General features: G+C 69.0%; 17 protein-coding genes. 10 read left to right on the plus strand and 7 right to left on the minus strand.

Translation table 11 applies throughout. The features are described from left to right. Positions 1–346 precede the first annotated feature (346 nt). Both ACEPPI_RS07725 and ACEPPI_RS07730 read right to left on the minus strand, forming a co-directional pair. Positions 347–751 carry a pyridoxamine 5'-phosphate oxidase family protein gene (locus ACEPPI_RS07725; protein WP_373914462.1) on the minus strand — a complete coding sequence of 135 codons (405 nt, stop codon included), beginning with the start codon at positions 749–751 and terminating at the stop codon, positions 347–349. A gap of 156 nt (positions 752–907) precedes the next feature. Then, complete coding sequence (locus tag ACEPPI_RS07730; protein WP_373914463.1) at positions 908–1,192, minus strand: SHOCT domain-containing protein; 285 nt, start codon at positions 1,190–1,192, stop codon at positions 908–910. A 183-nt stretch (positions 1,193–1,375) separates the two neighbouring features. Between ACEPPI_RS07730 and ACEPPI_RS07735 the strand changes: the two genes are divergently transcribed. From ACEPPI_RS07735 to ACEPPI_RS07745, 3 genes are all read left to right on the plus strand, one after another. Next, complete coding sequence (locus ACEPPI_RS07735; RefSeq protein ID WP_373914464.1) at positions 1,376–1,840, plus strand: cyclic nucleotide-binding domain-containing protein; 465 nt, start codon at positions 1,376–1,378, stop codon at positions 1,838–1,840. A 40-nt stretch (positions 1,841–1,880) separates the two neighbouring features. Beyond that, positions 1,881–2,525, plus strand: coding sequence for a CBS domain-containing protein (locus tag ACEPPI_RS07740; RefSeq protein ID WP_373914465.1), 645 nt, complete (start codon positions 1,881–1,883; stop codon positions 2,523–2,525). A gap of 74 nt (positions 2,526–2,599) precedes the next feature. Continuing rightward, the gene (locus ACEPPI_RS07745; RefSeq protein ID WP_373914466.1) at positions 2,600–3,292 is read left to right on the plus strand and encodes a response regulator; all 693 of its coding nucleotides are present in this window, start codon (positions 2,600–2,602) and stop codon (positions 3,290–3,292) included. A 14-nt stretch (positions 3,293–3,306) separates the two neighbouring features. On the opposite strand, the gene ACEPPI_RS07750 is transcribed toward ACEPPI_RS07745, so the two are convergent. The 5 genes from ACEPPI_RS07750 to ACEPPI_RS07770 all read right to left on the minus strand — a co-directional run bounded on the left by ACEPPI_RS07750 (position 3,307) and on the right by ACEPPI_RS07770 (position 7,349). Beyond that, the gene (locus ACEPPI_RS07750) at positions 3,307–5,040 is read right to left on the minus strand and encodes a GAF domain-containing protein (RefSeq protein WP_373914467.1); all 1,734 of its coding nucleotides are present in this window, start codon (positions 5,038–5,040) and stop codon (positions 3,307–3,309) included. Positions 5,041–5,108: 68 nt separating this feature from the next. Beyond that, positions 5,109–5,378: a DUF1918 domain-containing protein gene (locus ACEPPI_RS07755; protein WP_373914468.1), complete on the minus strand. Its 270-nt coding sequence runs from the start codon at positions 5,376–5,378 to the stop codon at positions 5,109–5,111. Further along, the gene (locus tag ACEPPI_RS07760; RefSeq protein ID WP_373914469.1) at positions 5,375–5,581 is read right to left on the minus strand and encodes a hypothetical protein; all 207 of its coding nucleotides are present in this window, start codon (positions 5,579–5,581) and stop codon (positions 5,375–5,377) included. Before ACEPPI_RS07760 ends, ACEPPI_RS07755 begins: the two co-directional genes overlap by 4 nt. 8 nt (positions 5,582–5,589) lie before the next feature. After that, the gene (locus ACEPPI_RS07765; protein WP_373914470.1) at positions 5,590–6,450 is read right to left on the minus strand and encodes a universal stress protein; all 861 of its coding nucleotides are present in this window, start codon (positions 6,448–6,450) and stop codon (positions 5,590–5,592) included. After that, positions 6,447–7,349 carry a universal stress protein gene (locus tag ACEPPI_RS07770; RefSeq protein ID WP_373914471.1) on the minus strand — a complete coding sequence of 301 codons (903 nt, stop codon included), beginning with the start codon at positions 7,347–7,349 and terminating at the stop codon, positions 6,447–6,449. Before ACEPPI_RS07770 ends, ACEPPI_RS07765 begins: the two co-directional genes overlap by 4 nt. Before the next feature lie 268 nt (positions 7,350–7,617). On the opposite strand from ACEPPI_RS07770, the gene ACEPPI_RS07775 reads away from it, so the two are divergent. The 7 genes from ACEPPI_RS07775 to ACEPPI_RS07805 all read left to right on the plus strand — a co-directional run bounded on the left by ACEPPI_RS07775 (position 7,618) and on the right by ACEPPI_RS07805 (position 14,637). Next, positions 7,618–8,304 carry a CBS domain-containing protein gene (locus ACEPPI_RS07775; RefSeq protein ID WP_373914472.1) on the plus strand — a complete coding sequence of 229 codons (687 nt, stop codon included), beginning with the start codon at positions 7,618–7,620 and terminating at the stop codon, positions 8,302–8,304. Between the two features lie 121 nt (positions 8,305–8,425). Then, complete coding sequence (acsA, locus tag ACEPPI_RS07780) at positions 8,426–10,219, plus strand: acetate--CoA ligase (RefSeq protein WP_373914473.1); 1,794 nt, start codon at positions 8,426–8,428, stop codon at positions 10,217–10,219. A 169-nt stretch (positions 10,220–10,388) separates the two neighbouring features. Then, positions 10,389–11,324: a pyruvate dehydrogenase (acetyl-transferring) E1 component subunit alpha gene (pdhA, locus tag ACEPPI_RS07785; RefSeq protein WP_373914474.1), complete on the plus strand. Its 936-nt coding sequence runs from the start codon at positions 10,389–10,391 to the stop codon at positions 11,322–11,324. Then, entirely contained in the window at positions 11,321–12,325 is a 1,005-nt protein-coding gene (locus tag ACEPPI_RS07790) for an alpha-ketoacid dehydrogenase subunit beta (protein WP_373914475.1), read from the plus strand. Before pdhA ends, ACEPPI_RS07790 begins: the two co-directional genes overlap by 4 nt. Position 12,326: 1 nt before the next feature. Further along, positions 12,327–13,658, plus strand: a complete 1,332-nt coding sequence (locus ACEPPI_RS07795) for a dihydrolipoamide acetyltransferase family protein (RefSeq protein ID WP_373914476.1) — start codon at positions 12,327–12,329, stop codon at positions 13,656–13,658. Then, entirely contained in the window at positions 13,655–13,906 is a 252-nt protein-coding gene (locus ACEPPI_RS07800; protein WP_373914477.1) for an acyl carrier protein, read from the plus strand. The genes ACEPPI_RS07795 and ACEPPI_RS07800 overlap by 4 nt, the downstream gene beginning before the upstream one ends. 155 nt (positions 13,907–14,061) lie before the next feature. Next, the gene (locus ACEPPI_RS07805) at positions 14,062–14,637 is read left to right on the plus strand and encodes a universal stress protein (RefSeq protein WP_373914555.1); all 576 of its coding nucleotides are present in this window, start codon (positions 14,062–14,064) and stop codon (positions 14,635–14,637) included. Positions 14,638–14,655: the final 18 nt, after the last annotated feature.

The following is a 14,655-nucleotide window of genomic DNA, read 5'->3' on the forward strand; positions in this document are numbered from 1 at the left end:
CATCGAAGCTGGCCGCCGATCCGCGGCTCCATGCGTACGTCCAGGAGCGACTGTCCGGAGGGATCTGTACGCCTGGCGGCACGGCGATCGCAGGACCGGCGACAGGCGCGTCGGCCCCACCGAGTTCGAGGCAGCCCACTACGCTGACACAGAACCAGGAGCCGACTGATCACCGGCCAACAAACCACCGGCAGGAAAGTCGGAACGGTTCACTGGGGCATGGCACTCCTTCTCGCCGCTGCCCACAGCATCCCGCGAGCCCCCCCTACGTCACGGGTACCGACAGTCCAGGTCCCGCCCGTCGGCCGCTACTTCACACGCCCGCCGACCAGGAGTCCGGGGGCGACTACTCGGCAGCGTCGAGCAGGAAGCCCGTGACAAGATCCGGCCTGATGCGCAGGGCCCTGGTCACCGTCTGACGCACCCACGGCACGAGCAACGCCGCGTACGGGTCCGCCCCGTCCTCTCCTGCGACCAGAGAGGCGTAGCCGGTGACGACGACGCTCCAGCCGAGGCGGGTCTCGGGGTCTACGACATCTGCCTCGTAGGCGACAACAACCCCGGGGGCATTGGGCGTCGCCACGAGCGAAGCGAGCGCTCCACCGTCCTGGAGCCTGACGACGATGTCCTCCCCGTCCACGAGATGGTTGACCAGCCTCACGGCCGGAAGAGCATGCTCGGTGAAAACGATGCGTCCCAGGGATACCGTGCCGAGCAGGCTCAGTGCTTCGCTTCGGTCCAACGGCTTCATGCTCCGAGTCGGCACCCCATCCGGGCCGCTGAGATCTGGTGGCCGCGTCGCTTCGTGGTTCATCATTCGCGCCCCTTGGTCGGCTCCCTCTTCCCGATTGATCGCGAGACCGGGAGGCTTCCTGCCGCGCCTTGGCTCCCTCTCGTAGGGCCGGGTTCAGCCCTCTCCAGGTCCGGGCCGGCTTCGACCAGGCCCGTGCTCACGCAGCACGGTCAGACTCCGTTCGAACTCTTCCTCGTCGATCTCACCTCGGGCAAACCGTTCGGCGAGCACCTGCTTGGCGGAAGGCGTAGCGCGGGGCTCCTTCGGGCCTGAGGGGAGACGGTCGACGCTGCGGAGGAGCAGAAGGACTGCCATGACGGCCAGAGCCACGAGGAGGACCATGCTGAACGACATGGCGACCCAGCCCCATCCGCCCATTCCGTGGTCGTACCAGAACATGGTTCACGCTCCTGGGTGAACGGCTTGGGACTCGGTCCACAGGGCAGGTCCCGCGTGTTCCTAATGTCCACCGGCCTGCGGCGTCAGGGCATGGGCCGGTCGGGGTCACGACCAGGGCCGATCGGCCCATCCTCGCAGCTCTGCCGTGTCCCAGACTGAAGGCGGACTCGAACGGAGGCCGCGATGAGCACACGTTCCCCCACCCAGATCGCCACCGCCCTGTCGGCGGAGTACCGCGCCCGTCTGACGGAGATCGCGCGTGAGGTCGGTTTTCCCGCAGGTACCCGCCTCTTCAATGAGGGAGGCCACGCCGACCGGTTCTGGATCGTGCGATCCGGCACGGTCGGCCTCGACGTCCACGTGCCCGGCAGACAGGCAGTGGTGATCGAGACTCTGGGTTCCGGCGAGCTGGTCGGCTGGTCCTGGCTGTTCCCTCCCTACACCTGGCACTTCGGTGCGGAGGCGACGAGCCCTGTACGCGCCCACGAGTTCGATGCGACCGCCGTGCGCACGATGATGGAGGCCGACCCCCGATTCGGCTCCGCCATGGACCACTGGGTGGGCCAGGTACTCGCCCACCGGCTCGTGGCCGCCAGGGTCCGGCTCCTCGACCTCTACGCACCTCACGGCAGCGGCAGCTCGCTGTGAACCAGATCCTCCCCATCGAGATCATGTGAGGGAGCCGGCCATGCCCGCATCCCAGTACACCGTCAGCGACGTCATGACCCAGACCGCCGTGGCCATCGGCCGCGAGGCCTCGTACAAAGAGATCGTCGAGCTGATGCAGCAGTGGAAGGTCAGCGCACTGCCGGTACTCGAAGGAGAGGGCCGGGTCGTCGGCGTCGTCTCCGAGGCCGATCTTCTGCCCAAGGAGGAGTTCCGGCAGGACGACCCGAGACTGCCCGAGCAGCTGGAGGAGGCGTCCAAGGCCGGAGCGGTGCTCGCCGAGGAGCTCATGTCCAGTCCTGCCGTCACCGTGCACCCGGACGCCACGATCGCCGAAGCCGCCCGCATCATGGCCAGGAAGGGCGTGAAGCGGCTGCCGGTGGTCAATGCCATCGGCCTGCTGGAGGGCGTCGTCAGCCGTAGTGACCTGCTCAAGGTGTTCCTGCGGCCCGACGAGGAGATCGAAGACGAGGTCCGCAATGCCGTCCTCGCGGAACTGGCTCCCCCGGTAGGCATCGACTGCACGGTCGAGGAGGGCGTCGTCACCCTTCGGGGCGACCTACGGGACCGCGCCCTGGCACCTCTGATCACCCGCGCTGTCCGCGCCGTCGAAGGGGTCGTGGACGTGCGGATGGAGCTCGCAGGTCCCGTCGGTACGGCTGTGTGACCCGCTCCCCCAGGTACTTTCCGACCCTTCCTGCGACAATGCGACTGAGACGTACACCGACCTCAGGGGCGTGGATGTCCGATACACCGGCTGCTTCTACGGAGGCGCCCGTCAGGGTGTTCCTCCTGGACGACCACGAGGTCGTCCGCCGGGGGCTGCACGACCTCCTCGACGCCGAGCCCGACATCGAAGTGGTGGGCGAAGCCGCCACAGCCGAGCAGGCTCTGGCCCGGGGTCCGGCCCTGCGGCCGCACGTGGCGGTCTTGGACGTACGGCTGCCGGACGGCGACGGCATCACCGTCTGCCGCGAGCTGCGCTCGCGCATGCCGGAGCTCGCCTGCCTCATGCTCACGTCCTTCGACGACGAGGACGCCCTCCTCGACGCGATCATGGCCGGCGCCGCCGGATACGTACTCAAACAGATCAAGGGATCCGACCTGGTCGCCGCCGTGCGGACGGTCGCGACGGGGCAGTCGATGCTCGACCCCGCGACAACCGCCCGGCTCATGCACTCACTGCGGGTTCCGGAAGCTGCCAAGCCGCCGGAGGACGAGCGCCTCGCCACGCTCACCGAGCGTGAGCGGGCTGTCCTTGAGCTCATCGGCGAGGGCCTGACCAACCGGCAGATTGCCAAGCAGCTCTATCTGTCCGAGAAGACCGTCAAGAACCACATCTCCCGACTGCTCGGCAAACTGGGCGTCGAACGCCGTGTCCAGGCCGCGGTCATCGCCGCCCAAGTACACGAGCACGAAGAAGGCAAGCCCTGACAACCGCTACGGGGTCAGGCGTCGGCCCTGGGCAAGGGAACCGTCCATTCGAGACAGGTGCCGTGTCCAGCCGCGCCTCGTGCCGAGACGGTCAGTCGGCCGCCCAGCTTCTCCGCCCGCTCGGCCAGGTTGCGTAGCCCACTGCGGCGCCCATGTTCTGGGAGCCCGACGCCGTCGTCGGTCACGGTGACCACGAGTACGCCGTCGACCGCCGCGATGGAGACTTCCGTATGCCGGGCACGTGCGTGCCGAACGACGTTGCTGAGCGCCTCACCGATCACGGCCAGCGCCTCATCGGCCACTGGCACCGGCACGTCGGTTTCTACCAGTCCCTCCATCCGCAAGGCGGGGGCGAAGCCCAGCACGGCAGCCGCCTCGTCAACCGCTCGGACGGCGCGGAGCCGGAGTTTCGGCTCCGCATCCGACACCTCGTGTTCTCGAAGGCCGAAGATGGTCGACCGGATGATCTTGATGGTGGTGTCGAGGTCGTCAATCGCCCGCCTCAGCCTTTCGGACGCCTCGGGATGCTCCACGAAGCGTTGGGCGCTCTGCAAAGTCATTCCCGTGGCGAACAGCCGCTGGATCGCGAGGTCGTGCAGGTCCCGGGCGATGCGGTCGTGGTCCTCGAGCAGACTCATCTGTTCCGCGTCCCGCCGGTGATCGGCAAGCTCCAGGGCGATCGCGGCCTGCCCGGCGAAGCCTGGCAACGCCAAGATCTCCGCAGCGGCGAACGGTGCGCGACCGCGTCGACGGGCCAGCATCAGTACGCCGCTCAGCCGCTCCTTGGTACCCACCGTCACCGCTACCGCGGGCCCGAAGCCCTTCCACCGCTCCGGCTGCACGGTCACTCCCTCGTCGCCCTCGACGTCCGGGACCGTGATCAGTCCGTCCTGGGCGAGGGCCGCTGCGGCGAGGGTGCCCTCACTGCTCGGCAGCACGATGCCCCGATGTGCCTCGGCTCCCTCGCCGACGGCCAGCGAGCCGCGCAGCTCGCCGCCCGGGCCGACCAGGTAGAAGACGCCCGTGTCGGCCGCGGTGATCTCGCGGGCCCGCTCCAGCATCCCTTCCAGTACCTGGATCTCGGAGGAGCCGGACAGCAGCTCGTTCGTGAAGTCGGAGCTGGCCTCCAGCCAGCGTTCCCTGAGCCGGACCTCCTCGAAGAGCCGTGCGTTCTCGATCGCGATTCCGGCCGCGACAGCCAGGGTCGACAGGACGGCCTCGTCCTCGGCATCGAAGTCCGCCCGGCCCCGCTTCTCCGTCATGTAGAGGTTGCCGAACACCTCCTCGCGCACCCGGATGGGCACTCCGAGGAAGGTGTGCATGGGTGGGTGGTGGGCCGGGAAACCGTACGAGGCCGGATGGTCGGACAGTTCCGTCAGGCGCAGCGGCTGCGGGTGCCGGATCAGCTCTCCGAGGATGCCGTGTCCGGAAGGCAGATCACCGATCTGGGCGCGCAGCTCGTCGCTGATGCCGACCGGGAGGAATTCCGCGAGTGTCCGGTCGTCCCCGATGATTCCCAGGGCCCCGTACTCCGCGTCCACAAGTACCACTGCGGCTTCCACGATCCCGGCCAGGACCTGGGGCAGGTCGAGTTCACGACCGATCGACATCACGGCTTCCAGGAGACCGTTCACGCGGTCCCGGGTACCGCGTACCTCATCTATCCGCACCTGAAGCTCGCCGAGCAGTTCATCCAGCCTGAGACGAGGCAGCTGGGCGCGTGAGGTGTCGTGGCCCTCCCCGACCATGGCACCTCCAAGGGCACGCGGGAACGAACTGACGTCTCCCTCCACGGTAGCCCCGCGTTGCGATGGGTTCATTTCGGAGAGGTGTGCGGCCGTGTCCCGCGGTCTGCCGGCTTTCCTTCGGCGTCGCCCAAATGCCTGACGTGGGCATCCGGACCGGGAAAGTAGAGCGTGACGCGGCCGGTGTCCGACCAGCGGATGTCGTACGGCGGAGTGCCGTCGTCATGGTGCAGTCCGACGACTTCGCCGTCACGGCCGGGCTTGCCGACAGTGGGTCCGCCCACGACCACCTGGTCCCCCAGGTGTGCGTGGATGCCGCTTCCGGTGGTGTCAGGGTTCATCGTCTTGTCTCCTTGTGGAACGCGGTTCTCGAAAGTCGGGCCGCGGTGCCTCCGGTGATGGCGGCGATTGCCGCGAGGCCGACGCCGGTCCAGCCGAGGGGCTCGCTGTCCAGCACCGCCTGGAGGAACGGCGCGCAGAGCGCGACCGCGCCAAGCAGGACCGAGGCGAGTACGGTGAACGGCTGAGCGGCGGACGTCGTCACGGAAGTCCTCACACGACGGGAACCGTGATCACCGGGCAGTGCGCCCGGTGCAGCAGCCCGTGGACGACCGATCCGAGCCGCATACCGGTGTACCCACCCCTTCCTCGACGACCCACGACTACGGCCAAGGCGTGCTCGGCGGCACCGGCGAGCTCCTCCACCGGGTGTCCGATGTGTATCTCGTGTGTCAACACGACATCCGGGTGCTTCTGCGACCAGCCTGCCGTCGTCTCCGACAACATCCGTCGCTGCGCCTGGAGCTCAACCTCCTCGTCATGGGGCAGGAAGACCGGAGCCTGCCACACGGAAACGGCCCGCAGCCTGGCGCCTCTGAGATCGGCCTCCTCGAACGCCAGCGCCAGCGCCGCCTTCGATGATTCGCTGCCGTCGATGCCCACCACCAGGTAGGGCGGCTGCTGTGTCACGTGCTCGGCGTCGCCCACGACCACGACCGGACACTGCGCTTGCGCGGTGACGGGGACCACGAGGGAGCCGGCGCTGAGGAACTCCGAGGTACGGCTCAGGTGGCGCGAACCGAGGACGATCATGCGGGCCTGCCCGGCCAGGCGGCCTATCGCCGCAGCGGGGAAACCGTCGACCAGGTCCGCGACCGGTTCGACTTCCGGGTGGCGTTCCCTGCTCCAGGCGGCAGCGGCGGTGAGGGCCTCCGAGGCGGCCTGGTGCAGGGCCGTGCTGCGGGGCGTGCCGTCGACGTGCCGCGTGGCGTGCTGCGGGGGTACTGCGGCGACGAGCCGCAGTCCGGTCCGGCGTCGACTGGCCTCGTCCACCGCCCAGGCCAAGGGCAGACGCCAGTCCCTGGCCGGGTCGATGCCGACGACGATCTCATCGTGGTCGCCCGGGGCCGTCACGACTCGCTCCCGTGCTCCTGGGCGTGGCGCGGAATGAGCTGCACGGGACAGTTCGCGTGGTGGACCAGAGTGTGCGTGACCCGCCCGAGGGTGGGCCCGAGGTAGCTGGGGGAACGTCGGCCGCCCATCACCAGCAGGTCCGCCCTGCGCGAGGCCTCGACCAGGACACCGGCCACGGACATGCTCTTCTCCGCGTCCACGTGCACGGTCAGGCCTGGGAACTCCTCACGGATCCGATCCCCCACTGCGTTCAGGTGATGGACGTGCTCGCCTGCGATTTTGTCCACGTCGTCGAGCATGGTCGCGACCAGGCCGACGGACTGCAGGATGTTCCACACGTGCAGCAGCCGCAGTGAGCCCTTGCGGAGCTCGGCCTCGCGTGCGGCGTACCGTGCGGATTCGAGGTCGTGTTCATCGCGGACGGCTGCGAGCACCACACCGGTCTCGGCATCGTCGTCGATCCCTCTGACAACGATGACGGGCGTCTTCGCGCCCGCAGTGACCTTCAGCCCGACCGAGCCGAGCATGAGTGAGCTGAATCCGCCGGCGCCGCGGTTGCCGACCACGATGGTGCCGTGGAGGCCTGCTGACCGGTGGAGGCTCGGGACTGGTGCGCTGCGGCTGAACTCGGTGTCGACCTTCAGTCCGGGGAACTGCTCCGCCACCGCGGTGGCGGTGGTGTCCAGCAGTTCACGGCCCGCCCGGCGGACCTGCTCGATGGTCTCCGCCGAGACGTAGAGGACCCGGCCGTCGGTGTCGGACCCGTACACGATGTGCAGCGGGCGCTCGCGGCGCGCGGCCTCGGCCGCTGCCCACAGCGCTGCCTGGCGGGCCGGCTCGGAGCCGTCGACGCCGACTACGACGGAGCCCGGTTCCGAGCTGCTCGTGGTGCCTTCCATGGTTCCTCCTCAGAGAGCCACCGAGGGTCCGGCTCTCGCGCTGGCACAGCGGACTCCCGCAGTGAGAGGGCCGCTCAGATCCCCGAAAGGGACCAAAGGTCCCGTTCTTGCGGGAAAGAGGCGCCCGCATGTGTGGGGGCAGGTCCGATCGGTCCCGGCTCCGGACCATTCGGCCCTCCTCCTCTGGTAGGGGTCGGTGGATCGTGGTTCTCAAGCGACCCCCGGCCTTCACGTCCGTGCGGATCGCCGGGACGACGGGAGGTGCCTCATGAAGCACATCAAGGTAGGAGACCTGATGACCGACGAAGTCGTCTCGGTCGTCACTTCCACCTCCTTCAAGGATGTCGCGAAGCTGCTCGCTCAGCACGACATCAGCGGACTGCCGGTCCTCGACGAAGAGGACCGGGTACTGGGCGTCATCTCCGAAAGCGACCTGATCGTCCGGCAAACGGCGGAGCATCCGCTGATGAGCGATGCGCCCGGCGGCCGAGGGACATTCGCATCTGAGGTGTCCTTCACCGCTGGTGAGGTCATGTCCGCGCCGGCAGTGACAGTCCACGCGGAGGAGACCGCGGCAGGCGCCGCCCGCCTGATGGCCCACCGAGGCATCGAGCGGCTGCCGGTCGTGGACGAGGAGGACCGCCTCGTCGGCATCGTCACCCGTCGTGATCTCCTCATGCTCTTTCTGCGACCGGACGCGGAGATACGGCGCCGCGTGGTCGAGGAGATACTCACGGACACGATGGGGCTGGGCGCGGGCCCAGTCACCGTCCACGTCCTGGACGGCATCGTCACACTGGACGGCCGGCTGGAGAGACAGAGCCAGGTTCCGGTCCTGGTCCGCCTCACCGGTCAGCTCGAGGGCGTGGTCGGGGTCGTCCCCCGACTGACCGCTCGCGTCGATGACTCCCCGCTCGCTGCCCCGCCACGCAGCCCCCTTGGGATGCCCCGGTGACCGTGAGGGCCGAGCGTGGACCGTCCGGGGGACGCCCGGAGACCGCGCAGCCGCGTTTGCCGCCGTCACAAAGCGTGACGGTGTCTGCTTGATGATTCCAAGGCGAGGCGAGGACCCGGTCATGGACCACCTGATCATCCGCAAAGAGCCCGGACCGGACGCCGTCTTCATGCTCCAGGACTACGAGCGTGCCCGCGCGGACTTCACCTGGGACGAGGCTCGATCCTGGCTGTCAGGGCTGCCCGGAGGAGAGGGGCTCAACATCGGATACGAGGCCGTCGACCGACACCTGGCGGCAGGTCACGGCGGGCGGGAGGCCCTCCGCTGCATCGCGGCCGACGACACCGTCACCCACCTCACATATGGCGAGCTCGGCGGCCTCACGGGCCGCTTCGCCAACGCACTCACAACCCTCGGCGTGGGCCGGCAGGAGAGGGTCTTCACGCTCCTCGGCCGCTGCCCTGAACTGTATGTGGCTGTCCTGGGCACATTGCGCAGCGCGCGCGTGCTGTGCCCGCTCTTCTCGGCCTTCGGGCCCGAGCCCGTGCGCCAGCGGCTGGAGCTGGGCGATGCCCGGGTCCTTGTCACCACCGAGGCGCTGTACCGGCGCAAGGTCGAGGAGAACAGGCACCGCCTGCCCCATCTGGACCATGTCCTGCTCGTGGGTCCGGTCACTGATCCACCCCCGGGGACCGTTTCCTTCGCCGAGCTCATGGAGCATGCCCCGCAGGAGTACGTCGTGCCGCCCACCGATCCGCAGGACATGGCGCTGCTGCATTTCACGAGCGGCACGACCGGTGCCCCCAAGGGCGCGGTCCATGTGCACGAGGCGGTCGTAGCCCACCACGCGACGGCGGCCTTCGCGCTCGACCTTCGCCAGGAGGACGTCTACTGGTGCACGGCGGACCCCGGGTGGGTGACGGGCACCTCGTACGGGATCATCGCCCCGCTCACCCACGGAGCGACGGTCGTGGTGGACGAGGGCGACTTCGATGTACACCGCTGGTACCGCATCTTGGACGGCGAGCGAGTCACCGTCTGGTACACGGCCCCGACGGCCGTCCGCATGCTGATGCGCGCCACGCCCAGGGATGGTGCCCGGGAGCTCCCGGGGCCGTACGACCTGTCGGCCCTCCGATTCATCGCCAGCGTGGGCGAGCCGCTGAACCCCGAAGCCGTGCTGTGGGGGCAGGATGTCCTCGGTCTGCCCATCCATGACAACTGGTGGCAGACGGAGACCGGCGCCATCATGATCGCCAACTTTGCCTCCTGCGACATCCGGCCGGGCTCCATGGGGCGCCCACTGCCCGGAGTCGAGGCCGCGCTGCTGCAACGCGGCGAGGACGGCCGCGCAGAGATCACCGACGGGCGCGTGCGGGTGATCGGCGAAGCGGGTATCGAGGGAGAGCTGGCGCTCCGTCCGGGCTGGCCCTCCATGTTCCGGGGCTACCTGAACGAGGGGGCACGCTACGCGGCGTGCTTCGCAGACGGCTGGTACCTCACGGGCGATCTCGCGAAGCGCGACGAGGACGGCTGGTTCTGGTTCGTCGGCCGCGCCGACGACGTCATCAAGTCGGCAGGGCACCTCATCGGCCCGTTCGAGGTGGAGAGCGCGCTGATGGAGCACCCCGCCGTCGCGGAAGCCGGCGTGATCGGCCGCCCGGACCCGGTCGTCGGAGCCGTCGTCAAGGCCTTCGTTTCCCTGCGTCCGGGGCTCGTCCCCGACGCGCCCCTCAAGCGAGAACTTCTGGCGTTCGCACGCCGGCGGCTGGGCCCAGCAGTGGCCCCCAGAGAGATCGAGTTCGATCAGAACCTCCCCAGGACCCGCAGCGGCAAGGTAATGCGCCGACTGCTGCGGGCCCGGGAACTGGGGTTGCCCGAAGGGGACCTGTCCACGCTTGAGAACCCCGGATGACCCGCTCGCGAGGGAAGGCGGAACGATGAGCAGCACCAGCGCGCGGACGGAAGGAAAAGCCCGTCGGGCAGCACGCAGGAGTGGACGCGGGAAGGCGGACTCCACCGCCTCGCGCGGCGCTCCCGACAGCCTTCCCCCACCCGGCCATCACCTCTCCCTGCTCCGGCAGATGCTCACCATCCGCCGCTTCGAGGAGCGGTGCGTCGAGCTGTACAGCAGCACGAAGATCCGCGGCTTCGTTCATCTCTGCATCGGCGAGGAAGCCGTCGCCGTGGGTGTCAACCAGGTGCTGGGCGAGGAGGACGCCGTGGTGTCCACCTATCGCGAGCACGGGCACGCCCTGGCCAGGGGGGTTCCCGCCGAGGCCGTGATGGCGGAGATGTACGGCAAGGCCACGGGGTGCAGCCGCGGGCGCGGCGGCTCCATGCACTTGTTCGACGCGGACCGCCGCTTCTATGGGGGCAATGCCATCGTGGCCGGCGGGCTGCCCTTGGCAGCGGGGCTCGCCCTCGCCGACCGGATGCGCGGCAGCACTCATGTCACCTGCTGCTTCTTCGGCGACGGCGCCTTCGCCGAAGGCGAGTTCCACGAGACGGCCAACCTCGCCGCCTTGTGGCAGCTGCCCCTGCTGCTGGTCTGCGAGAACAACCTGTACGCCATGGGGACGAGCCTGGCCCGGGAGCACGCGCAGACCAACCTCGCCATGCGCGCCGCGTCCTACGGCATGCCTGCCTGGACGGTCGACGGCATGGACGTGCTCGCAGTCGAAGCAGCCGCGCGGCGGGCGGTGGAGTCCGTACGAGCGGGCAACGGACCGCATTTCATCGAGGCACAGACGTATCGATTCCGCGCCCACTCCATGTACGACCCGGACCGCTACCGGGCCCAGTCCGAAATCGAGGCGTGGAAGGGCCGCGACCCCGTCCAGGGGCTGGCCGACCTGATGCGTACGGACGGCCGGCTCGACGACCGGACGATGGAGGAGCTCGACAAGGGCGTACTCGGCGAGATCGACCGGGCTGTCCGATCGGCGGAGGACGCGCCCATGGAGCCCGTCGCGGACCTGCTTCGCTTCGTCACGAGCGCACCCGGGAGCACCACATGAGCACGCGAAAGTCATCCACCGGGGCTCCGCCGCCGACCACGTACCGGGAAGCGCTGCGCGAAGGGCTTCGCGAGGCTATGCACGAGGACGAACGAGTCTTCCTCATGGGCGAGGACGTCGGGAAATACGGCGGATGCTTCGGGGTCAGTCTCGGACTCCTCGAGGAGTTCGGACCCGAACGGATCCGCGACACTCCTCTGTCCGAGTCGGGGTTCGTGGGTGCGGGCATCGGCGCCGCGCTCGGCGGAATGCGACCAGTAGTCGAGATCATGACCGTCAACTTCAGTCTTCTCGCACTGGACCAGATCCTCAACAACGCGGCCACCCTGCTGCACATGTCGGGAGGGCAACTGGGCGTCCCCGTGGTCATCCGCATGACCACCGGAGCCGGGCGGCAGCTCGGTGCCCAGCACTCCCACAGCCTCGAAGGCTGGTACGCCCACATCCCCGGGATCCGGGTACTCGCCCCCGCGACCGTGGACGACGCGCGGCACATGCTCGCGGCTGCTCTAGCCGACCCGGACCCGGTACTGATCTTCGAGCACGGCAGCCTCTACAACGCGGAGGGCGTACTGGACAGCACCATCGAAGCCGTCGACCTCGACACCGCCGCCGTGCGCCGGCCCGGCACGGACGTCTCCGTCATCACGTACGGAGGCTCGCTGCCCAAGGCCATGGCTGCAGCGGATGTCCTCGCCGGGGAGGGCATCAGCGCGGAGGTCGTCGACCTGCGTACCCTGCGGCCCCTCGACGATGCCACCATCATGGCCTCCGTCGGCCGCACCCACCGGGCGGTGATCATCGACGAGGCCTGGCGCAGCGGCAGTCTGGCCGCGGAGGTCTCGTCCCGCATCACCGAGCAGGCCTTCTACGAACTCGATGCTCCGGTGGAACGCGTCTGCAGCGCGGAGGTACCCATCCCCTATGCCCGGCAGCTCGAAGAGGCGGCACTGCCCCAAGTCGCGACCATCGCGGACGCGGTCCGCCGGACGGTGAGCTGACATGGCCGAATTCACCATGCCCTCCCTCGGTGCGGACATGGAAGAGGGCACTCTGGTCGAGTGGCTTGTCGGCCCGGGCGACACGGTGACGAAGGGGGATGTCGTCGCCGTCGTGGAGACGGCCAAATCGACGATCGAGGTCGAGTGCTTCGACTCGGGGACGATCAGCGCCCTCCTGGTAGAGCCAGGTACTACCGTGCCGGTCGGCACACCGATGGCATCCATCGACTCGGCCGTTGCCCCTCCCGCCCGCCCTGCGGCCAAGCAGCCCATCACACCCGCCCCGGCTCCTTCTCCCGACCTGCAGCCCGCCCCCAGCCGGCCCGTCACTCGGACCGAGAGGGCCGTATCCACCCCTCTCGTGCGGCACCTGGCCGAGGAGAAGGGCATCGCCCTGTCCACCGTCCACGGATCCGGCAAGGGAGGGCGGATCACCCGCTACGACGTCGAACACGCACCGACCGAGCCGCCGCACCGGCTGCGGGCATCGCCGCTCGCCCGCCGCCTGGCTCAGTCGATGGGCGTCGGTCTGGGGGGCCTACGGGGCACCGGGCGCAACGGCACCATCAGGGCGGACGACGTACGTGCTGCGGCGGTGGATCATCTGCCTCGTAAGGCGGAACCGCAGGAGCCGGTGGAGAAACCGGTGCTCGCATCGCCGGCCGAGTCCGCTCCGGGCGCGCGTGCGGCGATCGCAGCGCTGATGACGCGGGCGAAACGCGAAATCCCCCACTACTACCTGTCCACGAAGGTGGACCTCGCCGCCGCCATGACGTGGATGCGCGACCAGAATGCGGGCAAGCCGGTAGCGCAGCGGCTCGTGCCGGTCGCCTTGCTACTGAAGGCCGTAGCACTGGCCGCCCACCAGGTCCCGGAACTGAACGGCCATTGGAAGAACGACGCGTTCGTCCCGGCGAGCGGAGTACGACTCGGCATCGCAGTGTCCCTGCGCGGCGGTGGCCTGACGGCGCCCGCACTGGCGGACGCCGACACCATGCCGTTGCCGGAACTGATGGAGGCGCTCAGGGACCTCGTCTCTCGGGCGCGCGGCGGACGCCTGCGTGCTTCGGAGACCACCGACCCGACCCTCACGGTGACCAACCTCGGCGACCAGGGTGTGGAGGCCGTCTTCGGGGTGATCTACCCACCCCAGGTCGCGCTCGTCGGACTGGGACGCGTCATCGAGCAGCCGGTGGCCGTGAACGGAATGCTCACGGTCCACCCGACCGTGACGGCCACGCTCTCCGCCGACCACCGTGCGAGCGACGGTGCGACCGGCGCCCGCTTCCTGACCGTAATTGACCGACTGCTCCAGCGACCGGAGGACCTGTGAACCGTGATGCGGCTCTCGAATTGATCAAGGAAGTTCTGACGGAGGTGGTCCCGGGCGCCGACCCGACCGCACTCTCGCCCGACGAGAACTTCCGGGACACCCTGGAGATGGACTCGCTGGATTTCCTCAACCTCGTCGAGGCACTGAGCGGCCGCACCGGCCTCCCCCTCCCGGAGACGGACTATCCCGCCCTGAACACCTTGAACGGCTGCGCGGACTACATCGCCTCGCACACTTCCCCGGCGTAGTCGGGGCTGGTCGGTCCCACGAGGGACCATTTGGCCCCTCCTCCGACCCTGGCCACGCAGGCCACGCTGAGAGCCAGACCGCAGACCCGCGGCGCGCAGGAGGTCCCGCCATGAAACATCACGTGCCCGTCGGCATCGACGGCTCTCCCGAGAGCATGGCGGCCGCCCGTTGGGGAGCCCGGGAGGCGGCCTTGCGGCGGGTGCCGCTGAGGCTCGTCCACGCTGTCGACTGGCCGATCAGCCCTGCCATACCGCGGCTGGGCCACGAGGCGGCCGACCGGTGGGCCGACGAAGCTCTTACCGATGCGCTGGAGGACGTACGTCCCCGTCACCCAGATGTGGAGATCACCACAAGGTGTCTGTCCGGCAGGCCGGCCGCGGCGCTTGCCGCTGAGGCGATCGACGCGGGGCTGCTCGTCCTCGGTTCCCGAGGCCGTTCTACACCATGCCGCCGCACCTGTCGCGGTCATCGCCCACCACTGACGGACCCGCATGCAAGGGAGATCAGGCCATGCCGCATCGCACTCGCCACCACCCCATCGGCCTCATCTCGGAGGCCGACCTGCTCCGCCGGCAGGCCAGCCTTCCCGGCACCGACGGTCGGGACCACATGCGCGGGACGGCCGACGTGGACCAGCACGCCACGCGGCGAAGGCGGAAAGAGTCCGCCCGCTTCTCGCGGATCCAGATTGTGCGGTGCACGGCCGCCAGCCGCTTCTCCGCATCCGTAAGGACTCTTTCCGTCAATT

Source organism: Streptomyces sp. AB3(2024) (genome assembly GCF_041862025.1).
In the GTDB taxonomy this organism is placed as follows: domain Bacteria; phylum Actinomycetota; class Actinomycetes; order Streptomycetales; family Streptomycetaceae; genus Streptomyces.

Excerpts from the sequence above, each read along its gene's own strand:
- ACEPPI_RS07725 (WP_373914462.1), bottom strand. The coding sequence starts at position 751 with ATGAAGCCGTTGGACCGAAGCGAAGCACTGAGCCTGCTCGGCACGGTA.
- ACEPPI_RS07730 (WP_373914463.1), bottom strand. The coding sequence starts at position 1,192 with ATGTTCTGGTACGACCACGGAATGGGCGGATGGGGCTGGGTCGCCATG.
- ACEPPI_RS07735 (WP_373914464.1), top strand. The coding sequence starts at position 1,376 with ATGAGCACACGTTCCCCCACCCAGATCGCCACCGCCCTGTCGGCGGAG.
- ACEPPI_RS07740 (WP_373914465.1), top strand. The coding sequence starts at position 1,881 with ATGCCCGCATCCCAGTACACCGTCAGCGACGTCATGACCCAGACCGCC.
- ACEPPI_RS07745 (WP_373914466.1), top strand. The coding sequence starts at position 2,600 with ATGTCCGATACACCGGCTGCTTCTACGGAGGCGCCCGTCAGGGTGTTC.
- ACEPPI_RS07750 (WP_373914467.1), bottom strand. The coding sequence starts at position 5,040 with ATGGTCGGGGAGGGCCACGACACCTCACGCGCCCAGCTGCCTCGTCTC.
- ACEPPI_RS07755 (WP_373914468.1), bottom strand. The coding sequence starts at position 5,378 with ATGAACCCTGACACCACCGGAAGCGGCATCCACGCACACCTGGGGGAC.
- ACEPPI_RS07770 (WP_373914471.1), bottom strand. The coding sequence starts at position 7,349 with ATGGAAGGCACCACGAGCAGCTCGGAACCGGGCTCCGTCGTAGTCGGC.
- ACEPPI_RS07775 (WP_373914472.1), top strand. The coding sequence starts at position 7,618 with ATGAAGCACATCAAGGTAGGAGACCTGATGACCGACGAAGTCGTCTCG.
- acsA (WP_373914473.1), top strand. The coding sequence starts at position 8,426 with ATGGACCACCTGATCATCCGCAAAGAGCCCGGACCGGACGCCGTCTTC.
- pdhA (WP_373914474.1), top strand. The coding sequence starts at position 10,389 with ATGCTCACCATCCGCCGCTTCGAGGAGCGGTGCGTCGAGCTGTACAGC.
- ACEPPI_RS07790 (WP_373914475.1), top strand. The coding sequence starts at position 11,321 with ATGAGCACGCGAAAGTCATCCACCGGGGCTCCGCCGCCGACCACGTAC.
- ACEPPI_RS07795 (WP_373914476.1), top strand. The coding sequence starts at position 12,327 with ATGGCCGAATTCACCATGCCCTCCCTCGGTGCGGACATGGAAGAGGGC.
- ACEPPI_RS07805 (WP_373914555.1), top strand. The coding sequence starts at position 14,062 with ATGGCGGCCGCCCGTTGGGGAGCCCGGGAGGCGGCCTTGCGGCGGGTG.